Origin of the sequence: Streptomyces sp. AN091965 (genome assembly GCF_022698285.1) — a bacterium.
GTDB lineage: Bacteria > Actinomycetota > Actinomycetes > Streptomycetales > Streptomycetaceae > Streptomyces.
Window position 1 is genome coordinate 6,366,942 of sequence record NZ_JALDMY010000001.1, and the last position, 24,578, is coordinate 6,391,519.

The following is a 24,578-nucleotide window of genomic DNA, read 5'->3' on the forward strand; positions in this document are numbered from 1 at the left end:
TCCGCCCGTCAGTTCCCGAGCATCCCGGTCCACAGGTCGGGGAAGTCGGGCAGCGTCTTCGCCGTCGTCGCGACGTTCTCGATCTGTACGCCCGGCACGGCGAGGCCGATGATCGCGCCCGCCGTGGCCATGCGGTGGTCGTCGTAGGTGTGGAAGATGCCGCCGTGCAGCTTGCGCGGGCGGATGTGCAGGCCGTCGGCGGTCTCGGTGACGTCACCGCCCAGCTCGTTGATCTCCTTGGTGAGCGCGGCGAGCCGGTCCGTCTCGTGCAGCCGCAGATGGGCGACGCCGCGCAGCGTGGACGGGGAGTCGGCGAGGGCCGCGACGGCGGCGATGCCCGGGGTCAGCTCGCCGACCTCGCTGAGGTCGGCGTCGATGCCGTGCACCGAGCCGGAGCCGGTGAACGTCAGGCCGTGCTCGGTCAGCTCGCAGGAGCCGCCCATCTCGGTGAACAGCTGCCGCAGCGCGTCCCCGGGCTGGGTGGTGCGCGTCGGCCAGTCGGGGATGGTCACGCGGCCGCCGGTGATCAGGGCCGCCGCCAGGAACGGCTGGGCGTTGGAGAGGTCGGGCTCGATCGTCAGGTCGCGGCCGAGCAGGGCGCCCGGCGTGACCCGCCAGACGTTCGGCTCGCCGCCCGCCTCGGGGGTGTCGACCTGGGCGCCCGCGGAGCGCAGCATGTCGACGGTCATGCGGATGTGCGGCATGGACGGCAGGGTGCTGCCCACGTGCCGCACCTCCACGCCCTGGTTGAAGCGCGGGCCCGAGAGCAGCAGCGCGCTCACGAACTGCGATGACGAGGAGGCGTCGATCTCGACCTGGCCGCCGTCCAGGGCGCCGCCGCCGTGCACCGTCAGGGGCAGCGCGCCGCGGCCGTCGTCGTCGACGCGGGCGCCGAGGGCGCGCAGTGCGTCGATCACGCCGTGCAGCGGGCGCTCGTAGGAACGGGGGTCGCCGTCGAAGCGGATCGGGCCGTCGGCGAGGGCCGCGACGGGCGGCAAGAAGCGCATCACCGTGCCCGCGTTGCCCACGTCGACCGTGACCGGGCCGTGCAGGCCCGACGGGATGACGCGCCAGGCCTCGCCGGAGGCGTCCGGGCCTCCCGCGGCGGTGGAGCTGGACGAGACCGTCTCCTCGATGCCGACGCCCATGGCGCGCAGGGCGCCCGCCATGAGGAGGGTGTCGCGGGAGCGCAGCGGACGGCGCAGCCAGCCGGGCTCGGCGGCGAGGGCGGCCAGGACGAGGGCGCGGTTGGTGACCGACTTGGAGCCCGGCACGTGGACCGTCGCGGCGACGGCTCCGCTCGCGTGCGGGGCGGGCCAGAGGGCGGTGTGCGTCGGGTTCACGGTCATGCCCCTCACTTTAGTGGTTGGCGACGACCACAGATCTTGATCAAAAGTGGCGAAATCCAGGCGAAACCGCGAAGCGCCGAGCGCTTCGCCGGATTGCCGTGCTGGGATGTCGGTCGTCTGCGGGGCCGTCGTGGCTGGTCGCGCAGTTCCCCGCGCCCCTTCGGGGCGCTCCGGTTGCCGCAGTGCACATGCCGTACAGGGCTCGAACACCCGGTCACACGGTGAGCAGCCAACGCCCGCCGCCTATCAGCGAGCACAGCGACACGGCGTGGAACAGGAACAGCCACAGGCCCGCCGGGACGTGCGTCAGCCGGGCCAGCTGGTCCGCGTCGGAGTCCCCGGCGCCCCCGTGCCGCCGCTTGGCCTGGAGCTCGAAGGCGGGCCGCACGCCGCCCAGGAGCAGGAACCACACCACCGCGTACGCGAAGGCGGCCTGCACGTCGGTGCTCGCCAGCCAGGAGACGACCAGGAAGGCGCCGCCCGCCAGGACCATCGTGAGCGCGCCGTACGCGTTGCGGATCATCACCAGCATCGCGGCGAGCAGGGCCGTGGCGATCCACAGGAAGGCCGTGATGTGCCCCTGGGAGAGGAGGGCCGCGCCGCCGAGGCCGAGCAGCGGGGGAGCGGTGTAGCCCGCGGCGGCGGTGAGGATCATGCCGAGGCCCGAGGGCTTGCCGCGGCTGACGGTCAGGCCGCTGGTGTCGGAGTGCAGCCGGATGCCGTCCAGGCGGCGCCCGGTGAGCAGGGCGACCAGGCCGTGGCCGCCCTCGTGGGCGATGGTGATGGCGTTGCGGGCCACGCGCCAGACGCCGTGCGGGAGGACGGCGGCGAGCGCGACGACGCCGGTGGCGATCACCAGCCACTGCTCGGGCGCGGACTGCGTGCCGAAGACGCGGTCCCAGAGGTCGCTCAGGCTGGCGGAAGCGGTGGTGTGCATTGCTCGGTTGGCTCCCTGTCGTGTGCCGCGGCGTGGCAGTGTTGCACGTATGTGCGGACGGTATGCATCGAGTCGTAGGCCCGAGGATCTCGCAGGAATCTTTGAGATCGAGAAGTGGGAGCCGGAAGAGGCCCTGGAGGCGGACTACAACGTCGCTCCCACGAAAGAGGTCTACGCCGTCCTCGACCGTCCCCTGAAAGACGCCGCGGACAAGGCTCCGGTTCGCCAGCTGCGCAAGCTGAAGTGGGGACTCGTACCGTCCTGGGCCAAGACGCCGGAGGGCGGCGCCCGGATGATCAACGCGCGCGCGGAGACGGTGCACGAGAAGCCCTCCTACCGACGGGCCTTCGCCGCGCGGCGCTGCATCCTGCCGGCCGACGGCTATTACGAGTGGGTGACCGCGGCCGCCGAGCGCGAGCTGGAGGTCGAGGGCAAGAAGAAGCGGCCCCGCAAGCAGCCGTACTTCGTGCTGCCCGCCGACGGCTCGGTGTTCGCGATGGCGGGCCTGTACGAGTTCTGGCGGGACCGCACGCTGCCCGACGAGCACCCGCTCGCCTGGTGGGTGACCTGCTCGGTGATCACCACAGAGGCGGAGACCACCCCGCTCGGCGTCGCCCCGGAGGGCGGGCCCGGCTCGCTCGCGGACATCCACCCGCGCATGCCGCTGATGCTCACGCCCGACCGCTGGGACGCCTGGCTCGATCCGGCGCGCACCGACGTGGAGGATGTGCGCCCCCTCCTGGAGCCGCCGCCCGCCGGGCTCATGCGCGCCTTTCCCGTCTCGACGGCCGTCAGCAACGTCCGCAACAACGGTCCGGAGCTGCTGAAGGAACTGGACGGTCCCGAAGAGGGCACACTCTTCTGACGTGACGCACAGTGAGACCCACAGCGAAGTCGTCGAGACCGACGCCGGGACCGCCCGGATCACCTGGCACCCCGCCGAGCGGGCCCGGGCCGTCCTGGCCGTCGGCCACGGCGCGGGCGGCGGCATCGAGGCCCGCGACCTCCAGGCCATCGCCGCCGCCCTGCCCGCGCACGGCGTGACCGTCGCCCTGGTGGAGCAGCCCTGGCGCGTGGCGGGCAAGAAGGTGGCGCCCGCGCCGAAGACGCTCGACACCGCCTGGCGCGGCCTGTGGCCCGCCCTCGCCGAGCCCGGTCTGCCGGTGATCGCGGGCGGTCGCAGCGCCGGGGCCCGCGTGGCCTGCCGCACGGCCGTCGAGCTCGGCGCCGCCGCCGTGCTCGCGCTGAGCTTCCCGCTGCACCCGCCGGGCAGGCCGGAGAAGTCCCGCGCCGACGAGCTGCTCGGCGCGGGGGTGCCGACGCTCGTGGTGCAGGGCGGCAACGACCCCTTCGGCAAGCCCGCCGAGTTCCCCCGCGGCGAGGGGGACCGCGCGCGGCGCGACGGTACGACGGCGGCGGGGGACGGGTGGGCGTACGACCTCGTCGAGATCCCCTTCGGCGACCACTCCTTCGCCGTGCCCAAGCGGGCGGACATCGGCCAGGAGGAGGCTGTGAAGCGGATCACGGACGCCGTCGTCGCCTGGACGGACGCTTCGGGAATGTTGAGCGCGTGACCTCTGTTGTCGCGAACAGACCGCAAACAGTGTTCGTAGAAGAGGGGGCCGCCCGCATGGGATCGACCATCTGCCCGAACCGTTCCAAGTCCTCTGACCTGGAGTGGAGCGTGCTGAGCGCGCCCAAGGCGGCCCCTATTCGAGCGGCGGGCAAAGCGGGTCGTCGTCTATCCTCCGAAACCAGTGGGACCGGCTACGGCCCCACCACGTCGTTGGAGGAGGTGGGTCCGGTCACTGGGACCGACGCAGGCACTGAGCACGGTCACTCCGAGCAGCCGGAGCGTCCCGATGAGGTTTCCGAGACGGCCGCGGAGCGCACGGCCCGCTTCGAGCGGGACGCGCTGATGTTCCTCGACCAGATGTACTCGGCGGCGCTCCGCATGACCCGGAATCCCGCGGACGCGGAGGACCTGGTCCAGGAGACCTACGCGAAGGCGTACGCGTCGTTCCACCAGTTCCGCGAGGGCACCAACCTCAAGGCCTGGCTGTACCGCATCCTCACGAACACGTTCATCAACTCGTACCGCAAGAAGCAGCGCGAGCCCCAGCGCAGCGCCGCCGAGGAGATCGAGGACTGGCAGCTGGCGCGCGCCGAGTCGCACATGTCCACCGGACTGCGCTCGGCCGAGTCGCAGGCGCTCGACCACCTGCCGGACTCCGACGTGAAGAACGCGCTCCAGGCGATCCCGGAGGAATTCCGCATCGCCGTGTATCTGGCGGACGTGGAGGGCTTTGCGTACAAGGAGATCGCGGACATCATGGGTACACCCATCGGTACGGTGATGTCCCGTCTTCACCGGGGCCGCCGCCAACTCCGCGGCATGCTCGAGGACTACGCGCGTGACCGCGGCCTGGTCCCGGCCGGTGCCGGAGACTCGAACGAAGCGAAAGGCTCGGGCTCATGAGCTGCGGAGAGCCGCACGAGACTGACTGCAGTGAGGTCCTGGACCACCTCTATGAGTTCCTGGACCGGGAGATGCCGGACAGCGACTGCACCAAGTTCGAGACGCACTTCGAGGAGTGCTCTCCGTGCCTGGAGAAGTACGGCCTCGAACAGGCGGTGAAGAAGCTCGTCAAGCGCTGCTGCGGCCAGGACGACGTACCCGCCGACCTGCGGGCGAAGGTCATGGGCCGGATCGACCTGATCCGCTCCGGGCAGGCCGTTCCGGACGACGGCGTGGATCTGGCGCCCGGTTCCTGAGGCGCCGGGTTCCCGAGGCGCCCGGTCCTTGAGGCGCCCGGTTCCTGTAGCGGTGGTGCCCCCGGCCCCCCGAAGGGCCGTTGTTCACCCGCTAGTTGAACGTTTCTCTCTGTTTCTTCTGGGGTTTCTCACTCGAAGGTGCTAATTCGCGCCCGCGGCCGCCGAGGCGGTCGGGGCCCGTTCTACTCTCCCGACCTGGATCGGGAGGAGAACCCCTATGCGGTCGGTGCCGGTGTGGGCCCGAGGCTACGTCCTGTGCGCCGCGCTCGGCGGGGCCGTCTGCGCGGCGCCCGCGTTCGGCCCCGGCACGCCATGGACCGTCGTCGGGCTGCTCGCCCTGCTGCACGCGGGCGGGGAGCGCACCGTCGTCCGCGGCGGCCCCGCCGTGCCCGCCTTCTACCCGGTGCTGCTCGCCGCGGTGTTCCTGCTGCCGCCCGCGGCGGCCGCCCTCGTCGCCGTTCCCGGCGCCCTGCTCGCTCGCGTCCCCCGGCGCCCCCGAGGGCTGCGCCGCCTCTGGCGGGCCGCCAAGGCGGCCCTCGCCGCCTGGGCCGCGGGGTGGACGTACGCCGCGTTCGGCGGCCCCGACGCGGCCTCGGCGCCGCCCGACTTCCCCGCCGTGCTGCTGCCCGCGGCGCTCGCCGTGCTCTGCTTCGCCGCGGTCGTCGCCACCCTCGACGGCGGCATCCTGGTGGCGGCGGAGCGGGTGCCGCCGCGGCACGCCTGGCGCGGACTGCTCCCGGGCTCGCTCGCGCCCGTCGCCGTGCACGGCCTCGCCGGGCTGATGATGGCCGTCCTCTGGACCAGCCGGTACGGCCCGCTGGCCGCGCTGCTCGTGCTGCTCCCGATGGGCGTCTCGTGCTGGGTGTTCGCCCAGTACCACCGCGAGCGCGCCGCCCACCAGGCCACCATCCGCGCGCTCGTGCAGGCCGTCGACATCAAGGACCGCTACACCCGGGGCCACAGCGAGCGGGTCGGCCGCGCCTCCGTGCTGATCGCCCGCGAGCTGGGCATGGACGACCGGCGCGTGGAGCTGCTCCGCTTCGCCGGGATCCTGCACGACGTGGGCAAGCTCGGCGTCCCCACCCGGCTGCTGCGCAAGGAGGGCCCGCTGACCCCGCAGGAGCGGCGCGTGATCGAGCTGCACCCCGAGTACGGCCACGAGATGGTGCGCGGCATCGGCTTCCTCGGGGAGGCCAGGGCGGCGATCCTGCACCACCACGAGCGCATCGACGGCAGCGGCTACCCCTACGGCCTGGCGGGCCGTCAAATCCCGGAGTGCGCCCGGGTAGTGGCCGTCGCCGACGCCTTCGACGCCATGACCTCCTCGCGCTCCTACCGCCGGGCCCGGCCGGTCGAGGCCGCCGTCGCCGAACTGCGCAGATGCGCCGGGGCCCAGTTCGACCCGGCCATGGTCGGCGCCCTCGCACGGGCCCTCGACCGGTGCGGATGGGACGCGGAGGTCACGGCCGGGGACGGCGGAAACGCTTCACCGGGCGAGCCGGGCGAGCCGGGCGAGACGCGCGAGCCTCGTGGGCCACGTGAGCCGCGCGAGTCGGGCGAGGCACGTGAGCCGCGCGAGTCGGGCCTGCCGGTGGAGCCGGGCGTGCCGGACCCGGTCGGCGGTGTGGTGTCCGGCGCCCCCGCGGCCCGCGGCCCGGCCGCCCGGTGACGCACGAGCCCGCGGGGCGGCTCGCCGCCGCGGTGGCCGCCGTGCTCCGCGGCGCCGCCCTCCTCACCGCGCTCGCCGCGCTCGGCGCCACGCTCTGGCGCGGCGTCGAGGAGCCCGGGATCGCCCTCGCCTTCGGGGCGCTCATCGCCGTGGGCGAGCTGGCCCGGTGGGGGAGCGGCGGCGAGCGGGAGCCCGCGCCCCTGGGGGCCGCGGGCGCGCTGGCGTACGCCCTGCTGGGGGAGAGCGGCGGGCGGGCGACCCACCACGGGGTCCTCCAGGTGGTCGCCGTGGTCGTGGCGGCGGGGCTCGTCGGCGCCGTGCCGCACGTCGCGCTCGGCCGCGGGCCCGCGCCCGACGCCCTGGCCCGGCGCGTGCTCACCGTCGCCTTCGCCGCCGTGTGCTTCCAGCCGCTGTACAACTCGGGCCGCCTGGAGGACTTGGCGGGCTACGGCAGCTGGTACGCCGCCGTGGTCGTCGCCCTGCTCGCGCTCACCGCGCTGTGCGACGCCGTGCTCGCGGCGGCCCTGGCGCACGCCCGCCGGGGATGGCCGTTCGGGCCGCTGCTCCGCGACGAGCTGCGGCGCATGCCCGGCATCGGCTCCGCCGTGTGCGCCACGGGGGCCGTGATGGCGCTCGCCGTCGCCGTGGCGGGGCTGTGGGCGCTGCCGGTGTTCAGCTGCCCGCTGCTGCTCACCCAGCTGGCCGTCCGCCGCTACGCCGCCGTGCGGGCCACCTACCGGCAGACCATCGCCTCGCTGGCCCGCGCCACCGAGATCGCCGGGTACACCCCCGCGGGGCACGCCAGGCGCGTCGCGGACCTCAGCCGGGCCATGGGCCGTGAGCTGGGGCTCTCCGGGGCGGACCTCACCGTCCTTGAGTACGCGGCCCTGATGCACGACATCGGGCAGCTCTCCCTGGTCGACCCCGTGCCCGCGGGCGCCACCGCCCGCCTGCCCGCCACCGAGCAGCGGCGCATCGCCCTGCTCGGCGGGGCCGTGGTCCGGCAGACCGGGGTGGCCGCGGACGTCGCCGTCGTCGTGGAGCGCCAGGCGGATCCGTACCGCGAGCAGCCGCTCACCGCCCGTATCGTGCGGACCGCGAACGCATACGACGAGATGGCACGGGAACACGGGCCTCAAGGACCACTGGCCGCCCTGGAGCGGCTGCGGCTCGGGACCGGGCGCGAGTACCAGACAGAGGTGGTCGAGGCCTTGGCCCGGGCTCTGGCGGGGGCGCCCCGCCGGGCCCGTTAGCGTGCTCGGGGCACGGGTGTCCCGCCCAGGACCGGCACGGCCCCTGACACGATCGGGGGGTCCGGCCGCGGCGTCGCCGAAGCGGCGGGAGGCGGGTCCCGGCCGCCCCGTGAAGGCGCCGGGGACGGGTCGTCTGACCTCGGGCCCCGCTGGGTAACCCATGGGTAATGAGCGGCCGTCCGACCGTACGTGGTTGGATGCGAAAGAGAAGCGGGGCCGCGCGGCAGCGCGGCGGCGGGGACATCCCGACAAGAGCTGGCAGGCGGGAATCGTGAGGATCTTCGGCAAGGGACGGCACCGGCCCTCCGCCTCCTGGCGGCAGGCCACCGACAGGGCGTTCACGCTCATCGGCGACGGTCGCTACGAGGACGCGGGCGCGCTCCTGACGCGCGCCGCCGATCTCGAACCCTGGCTTTCGGAGTCCTGGTTCAACCTCGCGCTGCTGCACAAGTTCCGGCACGACTGGGAGCAGGCGCGGGCCGCGGGCCTGCGGGCCGTGGCGCTGCTCGACCGCTCGGCGGGCGCCCCCGACTGGTGGAACGTGGGCATCGCGGCGACCGCTCTGCAGGACTGGCCGCTGGCGCGCCGGGCCTGGCAGGCGTACGGCCTCAAGGTGCCCGGCGGGGTCGCCGCGACGGGCGAGCCCGCCGGGATGGACCTGGGCAGCGCGGCCGTGCGGCTCTCCCCGGAGGGCGAGGCGGAGGTCGTCTGGGGCCGCAGGCTGGACCCGGCCCGCATGGAGGTGCTCTCCATTCCGCTGCCGTCCTCGGGGCGGCGCTGGGGCGAGGTCGTGCTGCACGACGGGGTGCCGCACGGGGAGCGGACCACGGCCGCCGGGCACGCCTACCCCGTCTTCGACGAGATCGAGCTGTGGGCGCCGTCGCCCGTGCCCACCTGGGTCGTCCTCCTGGAGGCCGCGACCGAGGAGGACCGGGACGCCCTGGAGAAGCTCGCCGCCGACGCCGGGTTCGCCGCCGAGGACTGGTCGTCGTCCGTGCGGCTGCTCTGCCGGATGTGCTCGGAGTCGCGGATGCCCAGCGACGAGGGCGACGGGGAGCACCTGGACCCGCACGACCACAGCGAGCCGGGGCACCCCGGGCCGCTCGGCCACCGCAGCCCGGGAGCGCTGTGGGTCCCCGAGCGGGAGTGCGGCCTCGCCGCCCCCGCGGGGCTCGTGCGCGGCCTGCTCGACGGCTGGGTCGCCGACAGCCCGGACTCCCGGGCCTGGCGCGACCTCGAAGAGGTCTGCTAGCCCCCTGACGAGTGCCGGAGGCCGGTGCCCCGACGGGGAGCTGCCCGTACCCTGTACGGGCAGTACACGGACCCAGGAAGAAGGCATACGGCGGACATGGCGCAGGACACTGAGCAGAGTTACGCGGACGGAGTGCTCCCGGTCGACGACGAGGGCTTCGTCATCGACACGCAGGACTGCGAGGAGCGGGAGACGGCTTACCGCGAGCGCGGCACGTCCCGGCCCATCACGGTCGTCGGCAACCCGGTGCTGCACAAGGAGTGCAAGGACGTCACGGCCTTCGACGACGAGCTCGCGAAGCTGGTCGACGACATGTTCGCGAGCCAGCGCGTCGCCCAGGGCGTCGGCGTCGCCGCCAACCAGGTCGGCGTCGACCTGAAGGTGTTCGTGTACGACTGCATGGACGACGAGGGCGTGCGGCACGTGGGCGTCGTCTGCAACCCGGTCCTGCAGGAGCTGCCCGCGGAGCTCCGCCGCCTGGACGACTCGGGCGAGGGCTGCCTGTCCGTGCCGACGGCGTACGCGCCCCTCGCCCGCCCCGACTACGCGGTCGTGACCGGTCAGGACGAGAAGGGCAACCCCATCAAGGTGCGCGGCACGGGCTACTTCGCCCGCTGCCTCCAGCACGAGACGGACCACCTGTACGGGTATCTGTACATCGACCGCCTCTCCAAGCGGGAGCGCAAGGACGCGCTGCGGCAGATGTCGGAGGGCACGCCGCGCTACCCCGTGGTGCCGAATGACTGAACTGCGCCACGGCTGAGGCGCGCGGTGAGCGCGTGACGACAGCGGCCCCTGGTCGGGAGTACCCCACTGACCAGGGGCCGTTGGTGTACCCGCTCAGAACCGGACAGGACTAGCCCACGATCAGCCGCACGTGATCCAGATTCAGTCACGTAAGGGGATGTTCTCGGCACGCTGGGGTAGTGAATGGCGCAAATGTGTTCCCTGAACGGTCAGTTGTGGTGCTGAATGGAAAGCGCGGGGATACGCAACGGCGCGCGCCCGGCACGGCAAGAGGGGCGTGGGCCTCAGCGCGGTCGAGAGGGGTTTGTTCGTGCCTGCTTCCTCACACAGCACTTCACAGTCGGACTGGGCGACACGTGCCCCGGCACGCGTTCCGGCATATGCAGCGGAACGCGTCCCGAGGCAACGGCGGAAGCCGTCCGAGTCGATGCACTCACCAGTTCGACAGGCGGTATCGGTGCCGCCCGCACTGGCCCTTCCGGTGGTGGAGTCGGAGTTTCCCCGGCATCTGCATCCGTATTGGCCAAAGCTTCAGGAGAAGTCCCGGGCGTGGCTCCTGGAAAAGCGCCTCATGCCCCCGGACAAGGTCGCGGCATATGCCGACAGCCTGTGCTACACGGACTTGGTGGCCGGGTACTACATCGGCGCCCCCGATGCACTGCTCGCCGCCATCGCGGACCTCAGCTCGTGGTTCTTCGGCTGGGACGACCGGCACGACCGGGACGCGGTGCACGGCAGGACCGCGGGCTGGCGCCGCCTGTGCGCGGGCCTGCACGAGACACTCCAGGACCCGCACGCCCAGCTGCACCACAAGGACCCCCTGGTCGCTGGGTTCGCAGACTGCGTCCTGAGGCTGTACGCGCACCTCGGGCCGCGGTGGAACGCGCGCTTCGCCCGGCACTTCCACCCGGTGATCGACGCCTACGACCACGAGTTCGGCAACCGCCGCACCGGGACGGTGCCGAGCGTCGAGGCGTACATCGAGCTGCGTCGGCTCACCTTCGCGCACTGGGTCTGGATCGACCTGCTCGAACCCACCGCGCGCCAGGAACTGCCGGACGCGGTGCGGAAACACCCCGCCTATCGCGCGGCGGCACTCGCGACCCAGGATTTCTCCGCCTGGTACAACGACCTCTGCTCGCTGCCGAAGGAATTGGCCGGAGACGAGGTGCACAACCTCGGAATTTCCCTCATCCACCACGAAGGTCTTTCGTTGCAGCAGGCGGTGGCGGAAGTGCACCGGCGCGTCAGTGACTGTGTAACTGATTTTCTCGCAGTGGAACCGGAAGTACTGGGTCTGGCGGATGAATTGATCGACGGCAGCGCGGCGGGCAGGAAGGCGAGTGCCGCGCTGCATTCCTGCGTCTTCAATATGCGGAACTGGTTCAGTTCCGTCTACTGGTTCCACCACGAATCCGGCAGATATCGCGTCGACAACTGGGACGACCGGTCCTTGCCGCCGTACGTGTCCGACACTCCGGGACCCGAGTTCCCGGAATGCGAATTGGCAGGCCCCGAACTGGCAGGAGGCCAGGAATGACCGTCGAATCCGCAGCGTCCGCCATACCCGCACCGGCCGGTTCGCAGCGGCTGAACACGCCGCCGCTGGTCTCCGGTGGAGCGCCACTTCTCGGCCACGCCTGGAACCTGGTGCGCGACCCGCTCGGCTTCCTCGCCGACCTGCGGGACCACGGCGATCTCGTCCGGATCCGACTAGGGCCCAAAACGGCGTACGCGGTGTGCGCCCCGGACCTCGTCGGCGCCCTCCTCAAGAGTCCGGAGTACGTCGTCGGCGGGCCGCTCTGGGACACCCTGGAGGTGCTTCTCGGCAAGGGCGTGGCGACCAGTAACGGCCCGCTGCACCGGCGCCAGCGGCGCATGATGCAGCCCGCGTTCCGGCCCGAGCGCATCGCCGACTACGCGCGCGTGATGGAGCAGGAGGCCCAGGCGACGGCGGCGCGCTGGAGTGACGGCGAGACGGTGGACATCAGCGCGGAGATGTTCCGCACCGCCGTGCGCGTCGTCTCCCGCTCGCTCCTGGAAGTCGACTCGATCGGCGAGAAGGCGGACCGCATCTGCGAGTCGCTGCACACCGTCTTCGAAGGCCTGTACCGCCGCATGGTGCTTTCCGTCGGGCCGCTGTACCGCGTGCCGACGCCCGCCAACCGGCGCTTCGAGCGCGCCCTCGCCGATCTGCACGCGCTCGTCGACGAGATCATCGCCGAACGCCGCCGCTGCGGAAACGGCACGGAAGAGGACTTGCTGGCCGTATTGCTCGCCGCCCGCGACGAATCGGGGCGGCCGCTGACGGACCAGGAGATCCATGACCACGTCGTCTCGCTCGTCGTGGCGGGCGCCGAGAATGTCGCCTCGACACTGGCATGGGTCTTCCATCTGCTCACCGAACACCCGCAGCACGAAAGGCGGTTGGTTGAAGAGGTAAATTCCGTCACGGGAGGGCGTCCGGTCGCCTTCGCCGATCTCGGTGAGCTGCGGCACACGCGCAATGTCGTCACGGAGGCGATGCGTATACGACCGGCCGCCTGGATTTTCACGCGGCGGTCCGTGGCCGAGACCACCCTCGGCGGCTATCGCATTCCGGCCGACGCGGACATCGTGTACAGCGTGTACGCGATGCAGCGCGATCCGCGTTCCTTCGAGCGGCATCTGGAGTTCGACCCGGACCGGTGGAATCCGGAACGCGCCGCGGACGTACCGGAGTTCGCCATGATGCCGTTCGGCGTGGGCAACCGTAAGTGCCCCGGCGATCACTTCAGCCTGGTGGAACTCACCGTCATCCTGGCCACGATCGCCGCCACGTGGCGGCTCGACCCGGTGGCGCGGACCGACACGCGCACGAAGGTCGGCATCACGCTGCATCCGCGGGATCTGGTGCTGCGCGCCTCGGCGCGCTGACACCGGCGCACCGCGTGCCCGCACCGGCTCCCGGGCCGGTGCGGGCACGCGCGTCAGGCCGCCGGTTCGGCCCCGGGCCCGCGGAACGTACGCCGGTACGCGTTCGGCGTGGTGCCGAGCACGCGGACGAACTGGTGGCGCAGCGCGGCCGCGTTCGGGAAGCCGGAGCGCCACGCGACCGTGTCCACGGTCTCGTCCGTCGCCTCCAGCAACTCCTGGGCACGCAGCAGGCGTTGGCGCAGCAGCCAGCGGTACGGCGTGGTGCCGGTCTCCTGCTGGAAGCGGCGCGCGAAGGTGCGCGGCGACATGTGGGCGCGGGCGGCGAGCCGGTCGACGGCGAGTTCCTGGTCGAGGTGGCGCTCCATCCAGGCCAGGACCTCGCCGACGGTGTCGCAGCGGCCGCGCGGCAGCGGGCGCTCGATGTACTGGGCCTGGCCGCCGTCGCGGTGCGGCGGCACGATCATGCGGCGGGCGATGGCGTTGGCGACCTCCGCGCCGTTCTCCCTGCGGACCAGGTGCAGGGCGGCGTCGATGCCCGCGGCGGTGCCCGCGGAGGTGATCACCGGGTCCTCGTCGACGTACAGCACGTCCGGTTCTACCACGGCCCGCGGGTAGCGGCGCATGAGCTGGTCGGCGTGGCGCCAGTGCACCGCGCAGCGCCGCCCGTCCAGGAGCCCGGCCGCCGCGAGCACGAAGGCGCCGGTGCAGACGCTGAGCACCCGGGTGCCGCGCTCGGTGGCGCGGCGCAGGGCGTCGAGCAGCGCGGGCGGGAAGTCCCGCGTCACATAGGAGTCGCCCGCGGGGACGGTGATGAGATCGGCCTCTTCGAGGCGGTCCAGGCCGTGCGGCGTGGAGATGGTGAAGCCGGCGTGCGTGGAGAGCGTGGGGCCCTCGGCCGACACGAGCGCGAAGTCGTAGACCGGAAGGCCCTCGTCGCTGCGGTCGAGGCCGAACACCTCGGACACGACGCCGAGTTCGAAGGGATGCACGCCGTCGAGGGCGACGGCGGCCACGTTCCTCAACATGAGGACAGTGTGCCGTGCCGCTGGCAGGAAATCGAGGGTGTGCGGCAGTCCTGCCACTCACGCCGGAGGACGGCCGGCGCGAGAGTGGTCGTCATGAACGCACACGACGCACTCGACACACTGGCCGTCCTCGGGGTCTTCCTGCTCATGGCCCTGCCGTCATTGATCGGCCACGCCCACGACCGCCGGATCGACCGGGAGCTGCGGGAGGCCGAGCGCGGGCCCGGGCCGCGGGATCAGAACTCGTCGTCGAAGGAGACCGAGCCCTCCACGGCGACCTGGTACGCGGACGGGCGCCGCTCGAAGAAGTTGGTCAGCTCCTGAACGCCCTGGAGCTCCATGAACGAGAACGGGTTCTCGGAGCCGTACACCGGCGCGAAGCCCAGGCGGGCCAGGCGCTGGTCGGCGACACACTCCAGGTACTCGCGCATCGACTCGGTGTTCATGCCGGGCAGGCCCTCACCGCACAGGTCGCGCGCGAACTGCAGCTCGGCGTCGACCGCCTCCTTCAGCATGTCCGTGACCTGCTGCTGGAGCTGGTCGTCGAACAGCTCCGGCTCCTCCTTGCGGACGGTGTCCACGACCTCGAAGGCGAAGGACATGTGCATCGTCTCGTCGCGGAACACCCAGTTGGTGCCGGTCGCGAGGCCGTGCAGCAGACCGCGGCTGCGCAGCCAGTAGACGTAGGCGAAGGCGCCGTAGAAGAACAGGCCCTCGATGCACGCCGCGAAGCAGATCAGGTTGAGCAGGAAGCGGCGGCGGTCGGCCTTGGACTCCAGGCGGTCCAGCTTCTCCACCGAGTCCATCCACTTGAAGCAGAACTCGGCCTTCTCGCGGATGGAGGGGATGTTCTCCACGGCCGCGAAGGCGGCGGCGCGGTCCTCCGGGTCGGGCAGATAGGTGTCGAGCAGCGTCAGGTAGAACTGGACGTGCACGGCCTCCTCGAACAGCTGCCGGCTCAGGTAGAGCCGCGCCTCGGGGGAGTTGATGTGCTTGTAGAGGGTGAGCACGAGGTTGTTCGCCACGATCGAGTCGCCGGTCGCGAAGAACGCGACCAGGCGGCCGATCAGGTGCTGCTCCTCGGGCGTCAGCTTGGCGAGGTCGGCCACGTCCGAGTGGAGGTCGACCTCCTCCACGGTCCAGGTGTTCTTGATCGCGTCCCGGTAGCGCTCGTAGAAGTCCGGGTAGCGCATCGGACGGAGCGTCAGCTCGAAGCCCGGGTCGAGCAGGTTCTTCTCGCCCGTCGAGGTGGTGTGCATTTCCGACTGGGACATTACTGGCAGGCCTCGCAGGACTCGGGGTTTTCCAGGGAGCAGGCGATCGCCTCGGGGTCGGTCACCTGCTGGGGGACGGGGGCGGCCGCGGCGGCGGAGCCCCCGGCGGCGCGGGCGATGCGCGTCGCGGGGCGCGAGCGCAGGTAGTACGTGGTCTTGAGGCCCTGCTGCCAGGCGTAGGCGTACATCGAGGAGAGCTTGCCGATGGTCGGCGTCTCCAGGAACAGGTTCAGGGACTGCGACTGGTCGAGGTACGGCGTGCGCGCGGCGGCCATGTCGATCAGGCCGCGCTGCGGGATCTCCCAGGCCGTGCGGTACAGGTTCCGCACGTCGGCGGGCACCCAGGTGAAGCCCTGCACCGAACCGTTGGACTCACGCAGCGCCTCACGGGTCTGCGCGTCCCAGACGCCGAGCTCCTTGAGGTCCTGCACCAGGTAGGAGTTCACCTGGAGGAACTCGCCGGACAGCGTCTCGCGCTTGAAGAGGTTGGAGACCTGCGGCTCGATGCACTCGTAGACGCCCGCGATGGACGCGATGGTGGCCGTCGGGGCGATGGCGAGGAGCAGCGAGTTGCGCATGCCGACCTTGCCGATGCGCGTCCGCAGGGCCTCCCAGCGCTCGGGCCAGGCCCGCTCCGTCTCGTAGTGGTCGGGGTGCAGGACGCCGCGGGCCGTGCGGGTCTTCTCCCAGGCGGGCAGCGGCCCGTGGCGCTCGGCGAGGTCCGCGGACGCCTCGTACGCGGCGAGCATGATCCGCTCGGCGATCCGCGTGGAAAGGGCCTTGGCCTCGGCCGAGTCGAAGGGCAGCCGCAGCTGGAAGAAGACGTCCTGCAGGCCCATGGCGCCGAGGCCCACCGGGCGCCACTTGGCGTTGGAGTTCCCGGCCTGCTCGGTCGGGTAGAAGTTGATGTCGACGACGCGGTCGAGGAACGTCACGGCGGTGCGGACGGTGGCGTCGAGGCGCTCCCAGTCGATGTCCCCGTCGGCCACGAAGGCACCGAGGTTCACCGAGCCGAGGTTGCACACGGCCGTCTCGCCGTCGTCCGTGACCTCCAGGATCTCCGTGCACAGGTTGGAGGAGTGCACGGTGTGGCCGGGCTCGGCGGTCTGGTTGGCGGTGCGGTTGGAGGTGTCCTTGAAGGTCATCCAGCCGTTGCCGGTCTGCGCGAGGGTGCGCATCATGCGGCCGTACAGATCGCGGGCGGGCATGGTCTTCTGCGCCAGGCCCTCGGCCTCGGCCGCGCGGTATGCCGTGTCGAACTCCTCGCCCCACAGGTCGACGAGCTCGGGCACGTCGGCGGGGGAGAACAGCGACCACTCCTGGTCGGCGGCGACCCGGCGCATGAACTCGTCCGGGATCCAGTGCGCCAGGTTCAGGTTGTGGGTGCGCCGGGCGTCCTCGCCGGTGTTGTCCCGCAGCTCCAGGAACTCCTCGATGTCGGAGTGCCAGGTCTCCAGGTAGACGGCGGCGGCGCCCTTGCGGCGGCCGCCCTGGTTCACGGCGGCGACGGAGGCGTCGAGCGTCTTCAGGAACGGCACGATGCCGTTGGAGTGGCCGTTCGTACCGCGGATCAGCGAACCGCGCGAGCGGATGCGGGAGTACGACAGGCCGATGCCGCCCGCGTGCTTCGACAGGCGCGCCACCTGGTGGTAGCGGTCGTAGATCGAGTCCAGCTCGTCGAGCGGCGAGTCGAGCAGGTAGCAGCTCGACATCTGCGGGTGACGGGTGCCGGAGTTGAAGAGCGTCGGCGACGAAGGCAGGTAGTCGAGGCGGCTCATCAGGCCGTACAGGGCGGCGACCTCGTCGAGGGCGCGCGCGGAGTCGTCCTCGGCGAGACCGGTGGCCACGCGCAGCATGAAGTGCTGCGGGGTCTCGATGACCTTGCGGGTGATCGGGTGGCGCAGCAGATAGCGGCTGTGCAGCGTGCGCAGGCCGAAGTAGCCGAAGCGGCGGTCGGCGCCGTCGGCGAGCGCGGCCTCCACGAGGCCGTCCAGACGGGTGCCGTGCAGGGCCGCGAAGTCGGCGGTGCGGTCGGCGATCAGGCCCTCGCGGTGGCCGACCGTGACGGACTCGGAGAACGACGTGACGCCCTGCGAGGCGGCTTCCTCGCGGATGCCGATCGTCAGGAGCCGGGCGGCGAGCCGGGAGTACGCGGGGTCCTCGGAGATGAGCCCGGCGGCCGCCTCGGTGGCGAGCTCCCGCAACTCCGCCTCGTCGGCCTTCGCCGAGCGGCCGCGCAGCGCGGCCGCGGCGACGCGTCCGGGGTCGGCGTCGGGAAGGTCGGCGGTGAGGTCGGTCAGGGTGCGCAGCAGGGCGGCGCCGGGCCCGTCGGTGGACGGGGCGGACTGCTCGGCGTGCTGCTGACCGGCTTCGGCCTGCGCTGACGCGGGCTCGGCGGGCGCGATGGTCACGTGGTGCTCTCCCTCGCTCGGCTCTGGGCATCGAGGCGGGCGAGGGCACACGGGCGCGACCGCGCGAGGCGGTACGTACGCCGCGTCCACCAGCCCATGTCCACGAGGCCCGGACGTCTGCACCCGGGCCGGGCGGCACGGGTGCGCTGTCGGCAGGTCCTCGGACTTTGTGGGTACGCAAATGCGCACACGTACACCGTTGCGGGACAGTTCCGGACTTCCACCGGATTCCCCTGCGGCGACAGCGAGGACGAGCATACATCTTGTGCCGGGTTTCGGTGGCGCCCCTAGATGTTGTGTCGGAGGTGACCGTTCCCTCACGGGGTGTGGTCGCTCGGGAGCACGTCGGAGCGTCAACTCGCCGGGGAGAAAGGGCAGACCGGGGGCCGGAAACCGGGCCTGGAGCGGGGTGGGGAGGGCCTGGCGCGGGGCCCGGCGCGAGGCAGGGAGGGCCCGCGCGGGGCCCGGCGCGGGCGGTGCGCCGGTGGACCGCCCGCCCGCGTTCGGCGGACCGCCAGCCCGCGTTCGGCGGACCGCCAGCCCGCGTTCGGCGGATCGGCCGCCCGCGTCCGGTGGGTCAGCCGCCCGCGCCCGGCGGGTCCTGCGGCGCGCCGTCGCCGTTCGGCGGCAGGTCCCCGCGCTCCACGGGGCGGCCCGTGTCGCCGCCGTCCGTGGGCAGGCCCTCGGGGTCGGCCGTCTCGGGCAGGGTCGCGTCGAGTTCGCGGTCGTCGGCGCGGTGGGCGGCCTCGGCGGCGGCGCGCAGCACCTCGCGGCTCACCGCGTCGCGGTCGGCGGAGAGCTGGACGCGCAGCCCGTTCTCCGTGCGGACGTACTCGTGCCGGGAGCCCGTCAGGCGGTACCAGCCCTTGCCGTCCTTCTCGCAGCGCGTGGCGACGGGCCGGACCGTGCGGCAGTTCCCGTCGGTGACGGTGCCCCGGTCGACGGAGAGTGTGAGCTGTGCGCCGCCCTCGTCCCGTACGTAGGTGGACTGGAAGCCGTAGTCGCCGATCACGCCCACCGACTGCCGGGCCAGCTCGAAGCCGTCGGCCTCCGTCACGTAGACGTGTTCCACGACGGTCTGCGCCGCCTCGGCGCGGGCCTTCAGCTCGGCGCGGTCCGGCGGTGCCGCGCTGTCGAGGCTGTCCGAGCCGCAGCCGGTGAGGGCGAGCGGCGCGAGGAGCAGGGCCGGGAGGAGGCGGCGGGAACGTCTCATGCGCACATCCTTTCGCATGCGTCCGCCGCCGCGCCCCGCCCGGCCCTGTCGCTCCGTACCGCCACGGCTCAGTGGCCCGCCCCCACCTTGGGCAGCTCGACGGCCACGCCCCGGTCACCGGCGTCCGCCGTGTAGTCCTCGGGGGAGGTCTCGTCGACGCCCTCGGGGGCCTTGAACGCCTTCAGGGCGAAGGTGAGGACGACCGTCACGACCACGTTCAGGACGAACGCCGTCAGACCGATGTAGCCGATCTCGCCGATGCCAGGGATCTCCTTGGAGGACCCGCCGAAGTGCTTCTGCGTGGGCGAGGCGACGCCGTAGGCGGCCACCGTGCCGTAGATCATGCCGACCGCCCAGCCGGCGAGCAGCGCCCACCGGTGGAACCACCGCGTGAACAGGCCGCCGACGAGCGCGGGCATGGTCTGCAGGATCCAGATGCCGCCCAGGAGCTGGAAGTTGATGGCGACGGTCTTGTCCATGGTGAGCACGAAGGCGAGGGCGCCCACCTTCACCAGGAGCGAGACCAGCTTGGAGACCTTGGTCTCCTGCTCGGGCGTCGCGTCGGGCTTGAGGAAGTCCTTGTAGATGTTGCGGGTGAAGAGGTTCGCGGCCGCGATGGACATGATGGCGGCGGGCACGAGCGCGCCGATGCCGATGGCCGCGAAGGCCACCCCGGTGAACCAGTCGGGGAACATGTCCTCGAACAGCTGCGGGATCGCCAGCTGCCCGTTGTCGACCTTCACCCCGGCCGCGATCGCCATGAAGCCGAGCAGCGCGAGCAGGCCCAGCATCAGCGAGTACAGCGGCAGGATGGTGGTGTTGCGGCGGATCACGTCCCGGCTGCGCGAGGACAGCGTCGCGGTGATCGAGTGCGGGTACATGAAGAGCGCGAGCGCCGAGCCGAGGGCCAGGGTCGCGTACGTCCAGGTCCCCGCGTCCCCGGGCACGAGCGCGCCGACGGGCTTGCCGGTCGCCTCGTTGGTCGCCGAGAACTTCTCGCTCGCCGCGTGGAAGACGTCGTCGAACCCGCCCAGTTTGATCGGGATGTAGATGATGGCCACCACGATCACGATGTAGATCAGGGTGTCCTTCACGAACGCGATCAGCGCCGGGGCCCTGAGGCCCGAGGAGTAGGTGTACGCGGCGAGCACGCCGAAGGCGATGAGCAGCGGCAGGTCCTTGACGAACCAGTTGGTGTCGTCGCCGCCGCCGACGCCCATCACGTCCAGGACGGCCTGGATGCCGACGAGTTGGAGCGCGATGTAGGGCATCGTCGCGAGGATGCCGGTGACGGCCACCGCGAGCGAGAGCCCCTTGGAGCCGAAGCGCCCGCGCACGAAGTCGGACGTGGTCACATAGCCGTGCTTGTGCGAGACCGACCAGAGCCGGGGCAGGAAGGTGAAGATCAGCGGATAGACGAGGATGGTGTACGGCACCGCGAAGAAGCCGGCGGCGCCGGCCGCGTAGATCGCCGCGGGCACGGCCACGAAGGTGTACGCCGTGTAGAGGTCGCCGCCGAGCAGGAACCACGTCACCCAGGTGCCGAACGACCGGCCGCCGAGGCCCCATTCGTCGAGGCTGTCGCTCTCGGCCCGGCGCCAGCGGGCGGCGAGGAAGCCCATGACGGTGACCGCGAGGAAGAAGAAGATGAAGACGGCGAGCGCGACGCCGTTCACGCCGTCGTTCATGAGCGCGCACCCCCCTGGCCGCGGGCGGCCTTGCGGGCGCGCTGGTCGCGCTGCCACAGCTGGTAGGCGATCATCGTGAGCGCGGTCGAGATCAGCACCCACAGCATCTGGTACCAGTAGAAGAACGGGATGCCGATGAAGGCCGGGTCGGCCTTCGCGTAGGAGCTCACCCAGAGCATGGCCACGAAGGGCGCCGCGAGACAGAGGGCGACGACCACGCGGACCGGCGTGACCACCGGCTGTCTCACTTCAGGCGCAACCGGCACTTCAGGCGCATCTGGCATACCGCGGCTCCGTTCGCTCACTTATCCCGTGTTTAACGTGCGGGAAATCTAAGCGACGGTCTTGGCCTACGGAACCCCTGTCCGTATAACGGACGAGCCACAGAAGGGTCGTCGGGGCGCTCAGCAGCAGCGGAAGCCCTGCCGCGGGTCCGACTCCTGGCGGTCCGTCCGCATACGCTCGAACGCCCGCCGGGTCGGCACCGCCGCGGCCGGATGCTCCTTGCGGACGTGCGCCACGTACCGCTCGTACGCGGACTCGTCCGTCAACTCCCGTACGTACCAGCGGACGGCGCGCAGCGCGCGGCGCAGCGGCCCGGTCACGAGGGGCCCGCCTGCGCGCGTTCGTAGGCGACCAGCTCCGCCTTCTCCTCCTTCGTGGCGACGAGCCCGGCGGGCGCGACGGTCCTCGACTCCACGAACGGCGCCTCGCTCAGGCGCGAGGACAGCGGGTCGCGGACGTGCCGGACGCAGACGCGGGCCGCGTCCACGAGCACGATCACGACGAGGATCGCGAGGGCCGCCGAAAGGACGCCGTCCACCGTGGAGTTGGTGACGACGGTGTGCATGTCGTCCATGGTCTTGGCGGGCGGCAGGACCTTGCCGTCGTCGATGGCGTCCTGGTAGACCGAGCGCTGCTTGAAGAAGCCCACGCGCGGGTCGTCGGAGAACACCTTCTGCCAGCTCGCCGTGAGCGTCACCGTCGCGTCCCAGACCAGGGGGACCCCGGTGATCCAGGCCCACTTGAGCCGCCCGGACTTCACCAGGAGCGTGGTGCACACGGCGAGGGCGACGGCGGCGAGCAGCTGGTTGGCGATGCCGAAGATCGGGAAGAGCTGGTTGATGCCGCCGAGCGGCTCGTGCACGCCGACCCAGAGGAAGTAGCCCCACAGGCCGGTCACGACGGCGCTGGTCAGCACCAGGCCGGGCTTCCAACTGACGTTCTTGAAGGGCTTGTAGATGTTGCCCAGCATGTCCTGGAGCATGAACCGGCCCACGCGCGTGCCCGCGTCGAGCGCGGTGAGGATGAACAGCGCCTCAAACATGATCGCGAAGTGGTACCAGAACGCCCGCAGCGAGTCCCCGGTGACCTTGGAGAAGATCTCCGAGACGCCGATCGCGAGGGTGGGCGCGCCGCCCGTGCGCGAGAGCAGCGAGCTCTCCTCGACGTTCTCGGCGGCCCGGGCCAGGTCCTCGGGGGAGATGGTGTACCCGAAGTTCGCCACCGCCCGGGACGCCTCCTGGACGGTGTCGCCGACCACGCCCGCGGGCGCGTTCATCGCGAAGTACAGGCCCGGGTCGATGATGCTCGCCGCGACCAGGGCCATGACCGCCACGGACGACTCCATCAGCATGGAGCCGTAGCCGATCATCCGGACCTGGGTCTCCTTCTGGATCATCTTCGGCGTCGTACCGGAGGAGATCAGGGCGTGGAAGCCGGAGAGCGCGCCGCACGCGATCGTGATGAACACGAACGGGAAGAGCGAGCCCGCGAAGACCGGCCCGTCGCCGCGCGAGGCGAAGTCGGTGACCGGGTCCATCTTCAGCGTCGGCAGCGTGAGGACCACGCCGAGCGCGAGCAGCACGATCGTGCCGATCTTCATGAACGTGGACAGGTAGTCGCGCGGCGCGAGCAGCATCCACACCGGCAGGATCGAGGCGATGAAGCCGTACGCCACCAGCCAGACCACCAGCGTCGACGGGGCGAGGGTGAAGGCCTCCGCCCAGGAGGACTCCGCCACCCAGCGGCCCGCGACGAGCGCGAGCAGCAGCAGGCCGATGCCGATGAACGAGACCTCGCTGACCCGGCCCGGCCGCAGGATCCGCAGGTAGAAGCCCATGAACAGGGCGATCGGGATCGTCATCGCGATCGAGAAGGTGCCCCAGGGCGAATCGGCGAGCGCGTTCACGATCACGAGCGCGAGCACGCCGAGCAGGATGATCATGATGGCGAAGGTGGCGAGCAGCGCCGCGGCCCCGCCGAACGGGCCGATCTCGTCCCGCGCCATCTGACCGAGCGACTTGCCGTCGCGGCGGGTGGAGAAGAACAGGACCACCATGTCCTGCACGGCCCCCGCGAAGATCACCCCCGCGATGATCCAGATGGTGCCGGGCAAGTACCCCATCTGGGCGGCGAGCACGGGCCCCACGAGGGGCCCCGCGCCCGCGATCGCCGCGAAGTGGTGGCCGAGCAGGACGCGCCGGTCGGTCGGGTGGAAGTCGATGCCGTTGTCGAGCCGTTCGGCGGGGGTGGCCCTGCGCTTGTCGACGCGCAGGACCTTGTGCGCGATGAACTTCGCGTAGAAGCGGTAGGCGATGGCGTACGAGCCGAGGGCGGCGGCCACCATCCAGGCGGCCGACACCTCCTCGTCCCGGGAGAGCGCGAGCACGGTCCAGCCCGCGGCGCCGACCAGCGCGACGAGGCTCCAGATGACTAGGGTCTTGGGGGTCGCTGTGCGCACGGGCCGTCCTCCCGGTCGCGTGTCTGCGGTGACGGGAGGACGGTAGGGCAGGAAAGTGATCTGCGCCATGGGGTGGACAGGGTGAAACGCGGTGCGGCCCGGGGCGCGGGGCGTGGCGGGCCGGGCGGAACGCGGTGGGGCCGCGGCCCCGGGCCGGGCGGAATGCGCTGGGGCCGGGGCCCCGGGCCCGGCGGGCGGGGCGCATCGCGGTGCGGCCGGGGCGCGACCCGCTTCCGTGCCCCGGCCCGGTGGTGCTGGTGCCGCCTCAGTCCTGCGGCCGCTTGAGCCGGGCCACGAACTTGTACCGGTCGCCCCGGTACACCGAGCGCACCCACTCCACCGGCTGCCCGCCGCCGTCCACGGAGTGCCGCGACAGCATCAGCATCGGAAGGCCCACGTCGGTGCCGAGCAGGCCCGCCTCGCGCGGGGTCGCGAGGGAGGTCTCGATGGTCTCCTCGGCCTCGGCGAGGTGCACGTCGTAGACCTCGGCGAGCGCCGTGTAGAGCGAGGTGTACTTCACCAGCGAGCGTCTGAGCGCCGGGAAGCGCTTCGCGGACAGGTGCGTGGTCTCGATGGCCATCGGCTCGCCGCTGGCGAGCCGCAGGCGCTCGATGCGCAGGACCCGCCCACCGGCGGCGATGTCCAGGAGACCGGCGAGGGTGTCGTCGGCGGTGATGTACCCGATGTCCAGGAGCTGAGAGGTCGGCTCCAGACCCTGGGCCTTCATGTCCTCGGTGTACGAGGTGAGTTGGAGCGCCTGCGACACCTTCGGCTTGGCCACGAACGTGCCCTTGCCCTGGATGCGCTCCAGACGGCCCTCGACGACCAGCTCCTGCAGGGCCTGGCGCACCGTCGTGCGCGAGGTGTCGAACTCGGCGGCGAGCGTGCGCTCGGGCGGCACCGGGGTGCCCGGCGGCAGGGTCTCGGTCATGTCCAGCAAGTGCCGCTTCAGGCGGTAGTACTTGGGTACGCGGGCCGGGCGCACGGACTTGCCGGGGCCGGAGCCGTCGCCCGCCACCGGGAGGGGAGCGGCCGTGCTCGTGGATGCCGACGTCGAGGTGCCGACCTCGGCCCGGGTACTGCCCGCCTCTGTGCCCATGCTCCGCCTTCCCCGTTCCTGCGCTGCTCTCACCGGCTCCTGTGCTGCTGCCGTCACCGGCTCCTCCGTCTGTCGCGGCTCACATCGTGGCACGGTCCGGGCCAGGGGGGTCACCCCTGTTCGAGCGAAGCCGTGAGGGGTGAGCCGTGCCGCTCAGGTGTCGGTCCGATAACGGAGCCGACTGCCCTTCTTATACACCCTTGACACCCCAAAAGGTCTAGGCCAAG

22 protein-coding genes and 1 riboswitch are annotated in these 24,578 nt (G+C 71.7%); of the genes, 11 read left to right on the plus strand and 11 right to left on the minus strand.

Annotated features, from left to right (window positions below):
* Positions 1-8: 8 nt before the first annotated feature.
* Positions 9-1,349 (minus strand): 3-phosphoshikimate 1-carboxyvinyltransferase, encoded by a 1,341-nt coding sequence (gene aroA / locus MQV74_RS27180; protein ID WP_138961693.1) that lies wholly within the window; start codon positions 1,347-1,349, stop codon positions 9-11.
* A 214-nt stretch (positions 1,350-1,563) separates the two neighbouring features.
* On the minus strand, positions 1,564-2,286 hold the full coding sequence (locus tag MQV74_RS27185) for a M50 family metallopeptidase (protein WP_242722675.1): 723 nt from the start codon (positions 2,284-2,286) through the stop codon (positions 1,564-1,566).
* Between the two features lie 49 nt (positions 2,287-2,335).
* Here MQV74_RS27185 and MQV74_RS27190 point away from each other — a divergent pair, with 49 nt between their 5' ends.
* The 10 genes from MQV74_RS27190 (at position 2,336) to MQV74_RS27235 (ending at position 12,898) form a co-directional block, all read left to right on the plus strand.
* On the plus strand, positions 2,336-3,151 hold the full coding sequence (locus MQV74_RS27190; RefSeq protein ID WP_242722678.1) for an SOS response-associated peptidase: 816 nt from the start codon (positions 2,336-2,338) through the stop codon (positions 3,149-3,151).
* Position 3,152: 1 nt separating this feature from the next.
* Positions 3,153-3,860 (plus strand): alpha/beta hydrolase family protein, encoded by a 708-nt coding sequence (locus tag MQV74_RS27195; RefSeq protein ID WP_242722702.1) that lies wholly within the window; start codon positions 3,153-3,155, stop codon positions 3,858-3,860.
* A gap of 221 nt (positions 3,861-4,081) precedes the next feature.
* Complete coding sequence (locus MQV74_RS27200; protein WP_242722705.1) at positions 4,082-4,765, plus strand: sigma-70 family RNA polymerase sigma factor; 684 nt, start codon at positions 4,082-4,084, stop codon at positions 4,763-4,765.
* On the plus strand, positions 4,762-5,061 hold the full coding sequence (gene rsrA / locus MQV74_RS27205; protein WP_030683322.1) for a mycothiol system anti-sigma-R factor: 300 nt from the start codon (positions 4,762-4,764) through the stop codon (positions 5,059-5,061). The genes MQV74_RS27200 and rsrA overlap by 4 nt, the downstream gene beginning before the upstream one ends.
* A 217-nt stretch (positions 5,062-5,278) precedes the next feature.
* Entirely contained in the window at positions 5,279-6,730 is a 1,452-nt protein-coding gene (locus MQV74_RS27210) for an HD-GYP domain-containing protein (RefSeq protein ID WP_242722708.1), read from the plus strand.
* Entirely contained in the window at positions 6,727-7,983 is a 1,257-nt protein-coding gene (locus MQV74_RS27215) for an HD-GYP domain-containing protein (RefSeq protein WP_242722722.1), read from the plus strand. Before MQV74_RS27210 ends, MQV74_RS27215 begins: the two co-directional genes overlap by 4 nt.
* A 271-nt stretch (positions 7,984-8,254) precedes the next feature.
* Positions 8,255-9,235: a tetratricopeptide repeat protein gene (locus MQV74_RS27220; RefSeq protein ID WP_138961700.1), complete on the plus strand. Its 981-nt coding sequence runs from the start codon at positions 8,255-8,257 to the stop codon at positions 9,233-9,235.
* Between the two features lie 96 nt (positions 9,236-9,331).
* Complete coding sequence (gene def / locus MQV74_RS27225) at positions 9,332-9,982, plus strand: peptide deformylase (protein ID WP_242722726.1); 651 nt, start codon at positions 9,332-9,334, stop codon at positions 9,980-9,982.
* Positions 9,983-10,409: 427 nt separating this feature from the next.
* Positions 10,410-11,522 carry a terpene synthase family protein gene (locus MQV74_RS27230; protein WP_242722729.1) on the plus strand — a complete coding sequence of 371 codons (1,113 nt, stop codon included), beginning with the start codon at positions 10,410-10,412 and terminating at the stop codon, positions 11,520-11,522.
* Complete coding sequence (locus MQV74_RS27235; RefSeq protein WP_242722732.1) at positions 11,519-12,898, plus strand: bifunctional albaflavenone monooxygenase/terpene synthase; 1,380 nt, start codon at positions 11,519-11,521, stop codon at positions 12,896-12,898. Before MQV74_RS27230 ends, MQV74_RS27235 begins: the two co-directional genes overlap by 4 nt.
* A gap of 53 nt (positions 12,899-12,951) precedes the next feature.
* Here MQV74_RS27235 and MQV74_RS27240 read toward each other — a convergent pair whose 3' ends face one another.
* A complete protein-coding gene (locus MQV74_RS27240; protein WP_242722735.1) occupies positions 12,952-13,923 on the minus strand; it encodes a GlxA family transcriptional regulator in 972 nt (323 codons plus the stop codon).
* A 93-nt stretch (positions 13,924-14,016) separates the two neighbouring features.
* Here MQV74_RS27240 and MQV74_RS27245 point away from each other — a divergent pair, with 93 nt between their 5' ends.
* Positions 14,017-14,247 (plus strand): hypothetical protein, encoded by a 231-nt coding sequence (locus MQV74_RS27245; protein ID WP_138961705.1) that lies wholly within the window; start codon positions 14,017-14,019, stop codon positions 14,245-14,247.
* On the opposite strand, the gene MQV74_RS27250 is transcribed toward MQV74_RS27245, so the two are convergent.
* The 8 genes from MQV74_RS27250 to MQV74_RS27285 all read right to left on the minus strand — a co-directional run bounded on the left by MQV74_RS27250 (position 14,160) and on the right by MQV74_RS27285 (position 24,351).
* On the minus strand, positions 14,160-15,197 hold the full coding sequence (locus MQV74_RS27250; RefSeq protein WP_242722738.1) for a ribonucleotide-diphosphate reductase subunit beta: 1,038 nt from the start codon (positions 15,195-15,197) through the stop codon (positions 14,160-14,162). The two genes, MQV74_RS27245 and MQV74_RS27250, sit on opposite strands and share 88 nt — an antisense overlap.
* A complete protein-coding gene (locus MQV74_RS27255) occupies positions 15,197-17,608 on the minus strand; it encodes a ribonucleoside-diphosphate reductase subunit alpha (RefSeq protein WP_242722741.1) in 2,412 nt (803 codons plus the stop codon). The genes MQV74_RS27250 and MQV74_RS27255 overlap by 1 nt, the downstream gene beginning before the upstream one ends.
* Before the next feature lie 146 nt (positions 17,609-17,754).
* Positions 17,755-17,853: riboswitch (adenosylcobalamin-variant (AdoCbl-variant) riboswitch) on the minus strand.
* 332 nt (positions 17,854-18,185) lie between these two features.
* Positions 18,186-18,821, minus strand: coding sequence for a hypothetical protein (locus MQV74_RS27260; RefSeq protein ID WP_242722744.1), 636 nt, complete (start codon positions 18,819-18,821; stop codon positions 18,186-18,188).
* A 68-nt stretch (positions 18,822-18,889) separates the two neighbouring features.
* Positions 18,890-20,509 carry a monocarboxylate uptake permease MctP gene (gene mctP / locus MQV74_RS27265; RefSeq protein WP_242722747.1) on the minus strand — a complete coding sequence of 540 codons (1,620 nt, stop codon included), beginning with the start codon at positions 20,507-20,509 and terminating at the stop codon, positions 18,890-18,892.
* Positions 20,506-20,793: a DUF3311 domain-containing protein gene (locus tag MQV74_RS27270; protein ID WP_242722750.1), complete on the minus strand. Its 288-nt coding sequence runs from the start codon at positions 20,791-20,793 to the stop codon at positions 20,506-20,508. The genes mctP and MQV74_RS27270 overlap by 4 nt, the downstream gene beginning before the upstream one ends.
* A 120-nt stretch (positions 20,794-20,913) precedes the next feature.
* Positions 20,914-21,114 carry a YbdD/YjiX family protein gene (locus MQV74_RS27275; RefSeq protein WP_030683345.1) on the minus strand — a complete coding sequence of 67 codons (201 nt, stop codon included), beginning with the start codon at positions 21,112-21,114 and terminating at the stop codon, positions 20,914-20,916.
* The gene (locus MQV74_RS27280; RefSeq protein WP_242722753.1) at positions 21,111-23,252 is read right to left on the minus strand and encodes a carbon starvation CstA family protein; all 2,142 of its coding nucleotides are present in this window, start codon (positions 23,250-23,252) and stop codon (positions 21,111-21,113) included. Before MQV74_RS27280 ends, MQV74_RS27275 begins: the two co-directional genes overlap by 4 nt.
* Positions 23,253-23,517: 265 nt before the next feature.
* Positions 23,518-24,351, minus strand: a complete 834-nt coding sequence (locus MQV74_RS27285) for a GntR family transcriptional regulator (RefSeq protein WP_242722756.1) — start codon at positions 24,349-24,351, stop codon at positions 23,518-23,520.
* Positions 24,352-24,578 lie beyond the last annotated feature (227 nt).

Excerpts from the sequence above, each read along its gene's own strand:
- MQV74_RS27190 (WP_242722678.1), top strand. The coding sequence starts at position 2,336 with ATGTGCGGACGGTATGCATCGAGTCGTAGGCCCGAGGATCTCGCAGGA.
- MQV74_RS27245 (WP_138961705.1), top strand. The coding sequence starts at position 14,017 with ATGAACGCACACGACGCACTCGACACACTGGCCGTCCTCGGGGTCTTC.
- mctP (WP_242722747.1), bottom strand. The coding sequence starts at position 20,509 with ATGAACGACGGCGTGAACGGCGTCGCGCTCGCCGTCTTCATCTTCTTC.
- MQV74_RS27270 (WP_242722750.1), bottom strand. The coding sequence starts at position 20,793 with ATGCCAGATGCGCCTGAAGTGCCGGTTGCGCCTGAAGTGAGACAGCCG.
- def (WP_242722726.1), top strand. The coding sequence starts at position 9,332 with ATGGCGCAGGACACTGAGCAGAGTTACGCGGACGGAGTGCTCCCGGTC.
- MQV74_RS27185 (WP_242722675.1), bottom strand. The coding sequence starts at position 2,286 with ATGCACACCACCGCTTCCGCCAGCCTGAGCGACCTCTGGGACCGCGTC.
- MQV74_RS27230 (WP_242722729.1), top strand. The coding sequence starts at position 10,410 with ATGCACTCACCAGTTCGACAGGCGGTATCGGTGCCGCCCGCACTGGCC.
- MQV74_RS27260 (WP_242722744.1), bottom strand. The coding sequence starts at position 18,821 with ATGAGACGTTCCCGCCGCCTCCTCCCGGCCCTGCTCCTCGCGCCGCTC.
- MQV74_RS27285 (WP_242722756.1), bottom strand. The coding sequence starts at position 24,351 with ATGGGCACAGAGGCGGGCAGTACCCGGGCCGAGGTCGGCACCTCGACG.
- MQV74_RS27250 (WP_242722738.1), bottom strand. The coding sequence starts at position 15,197 with ATGTCCCAGTCGGAAATGCACACCACCTCGACGGGCGAGAAGAACCTG.
- aroA (WP_138961693.1), bottom strand. The coding sequence starts at position 1,349 with ATGACCGTGAACCCGACGCACACCGCCCTCTGGCCCGCCCCGCACGCG.
- MQV74_RS27210 (WP_242722708.1), top strand. The coding sequence starts at position 5,279 with ATGCGGTCGGTGCCGGTGTGGGCCCGAGGCTACGTCCTGTGCGCCGCG.
- MQV74_RS27235 (WP_242722732.1), top strand. The coding sequence starts at position 11,519 with ATGACCGTCGAATCCGCAGCGTCCGCCATACCCGCACCGGCCGGTTCG.
- MQV74_RS27240 (WP_242722735.1), bottom strand. The coding sequence starts at position 13,923 with ATGTTGAGGAACGTGGCCGCCGTCGCCCTCGACGGCGTGCATCCCTTC.
- rsrA (WP_030683322.1), top strand. The coding sequence starts at position 4,762 with ATGAGCTGCGGAGAGCCGCACGAGACTGACTGCAGTGAGGTCCTGGAC.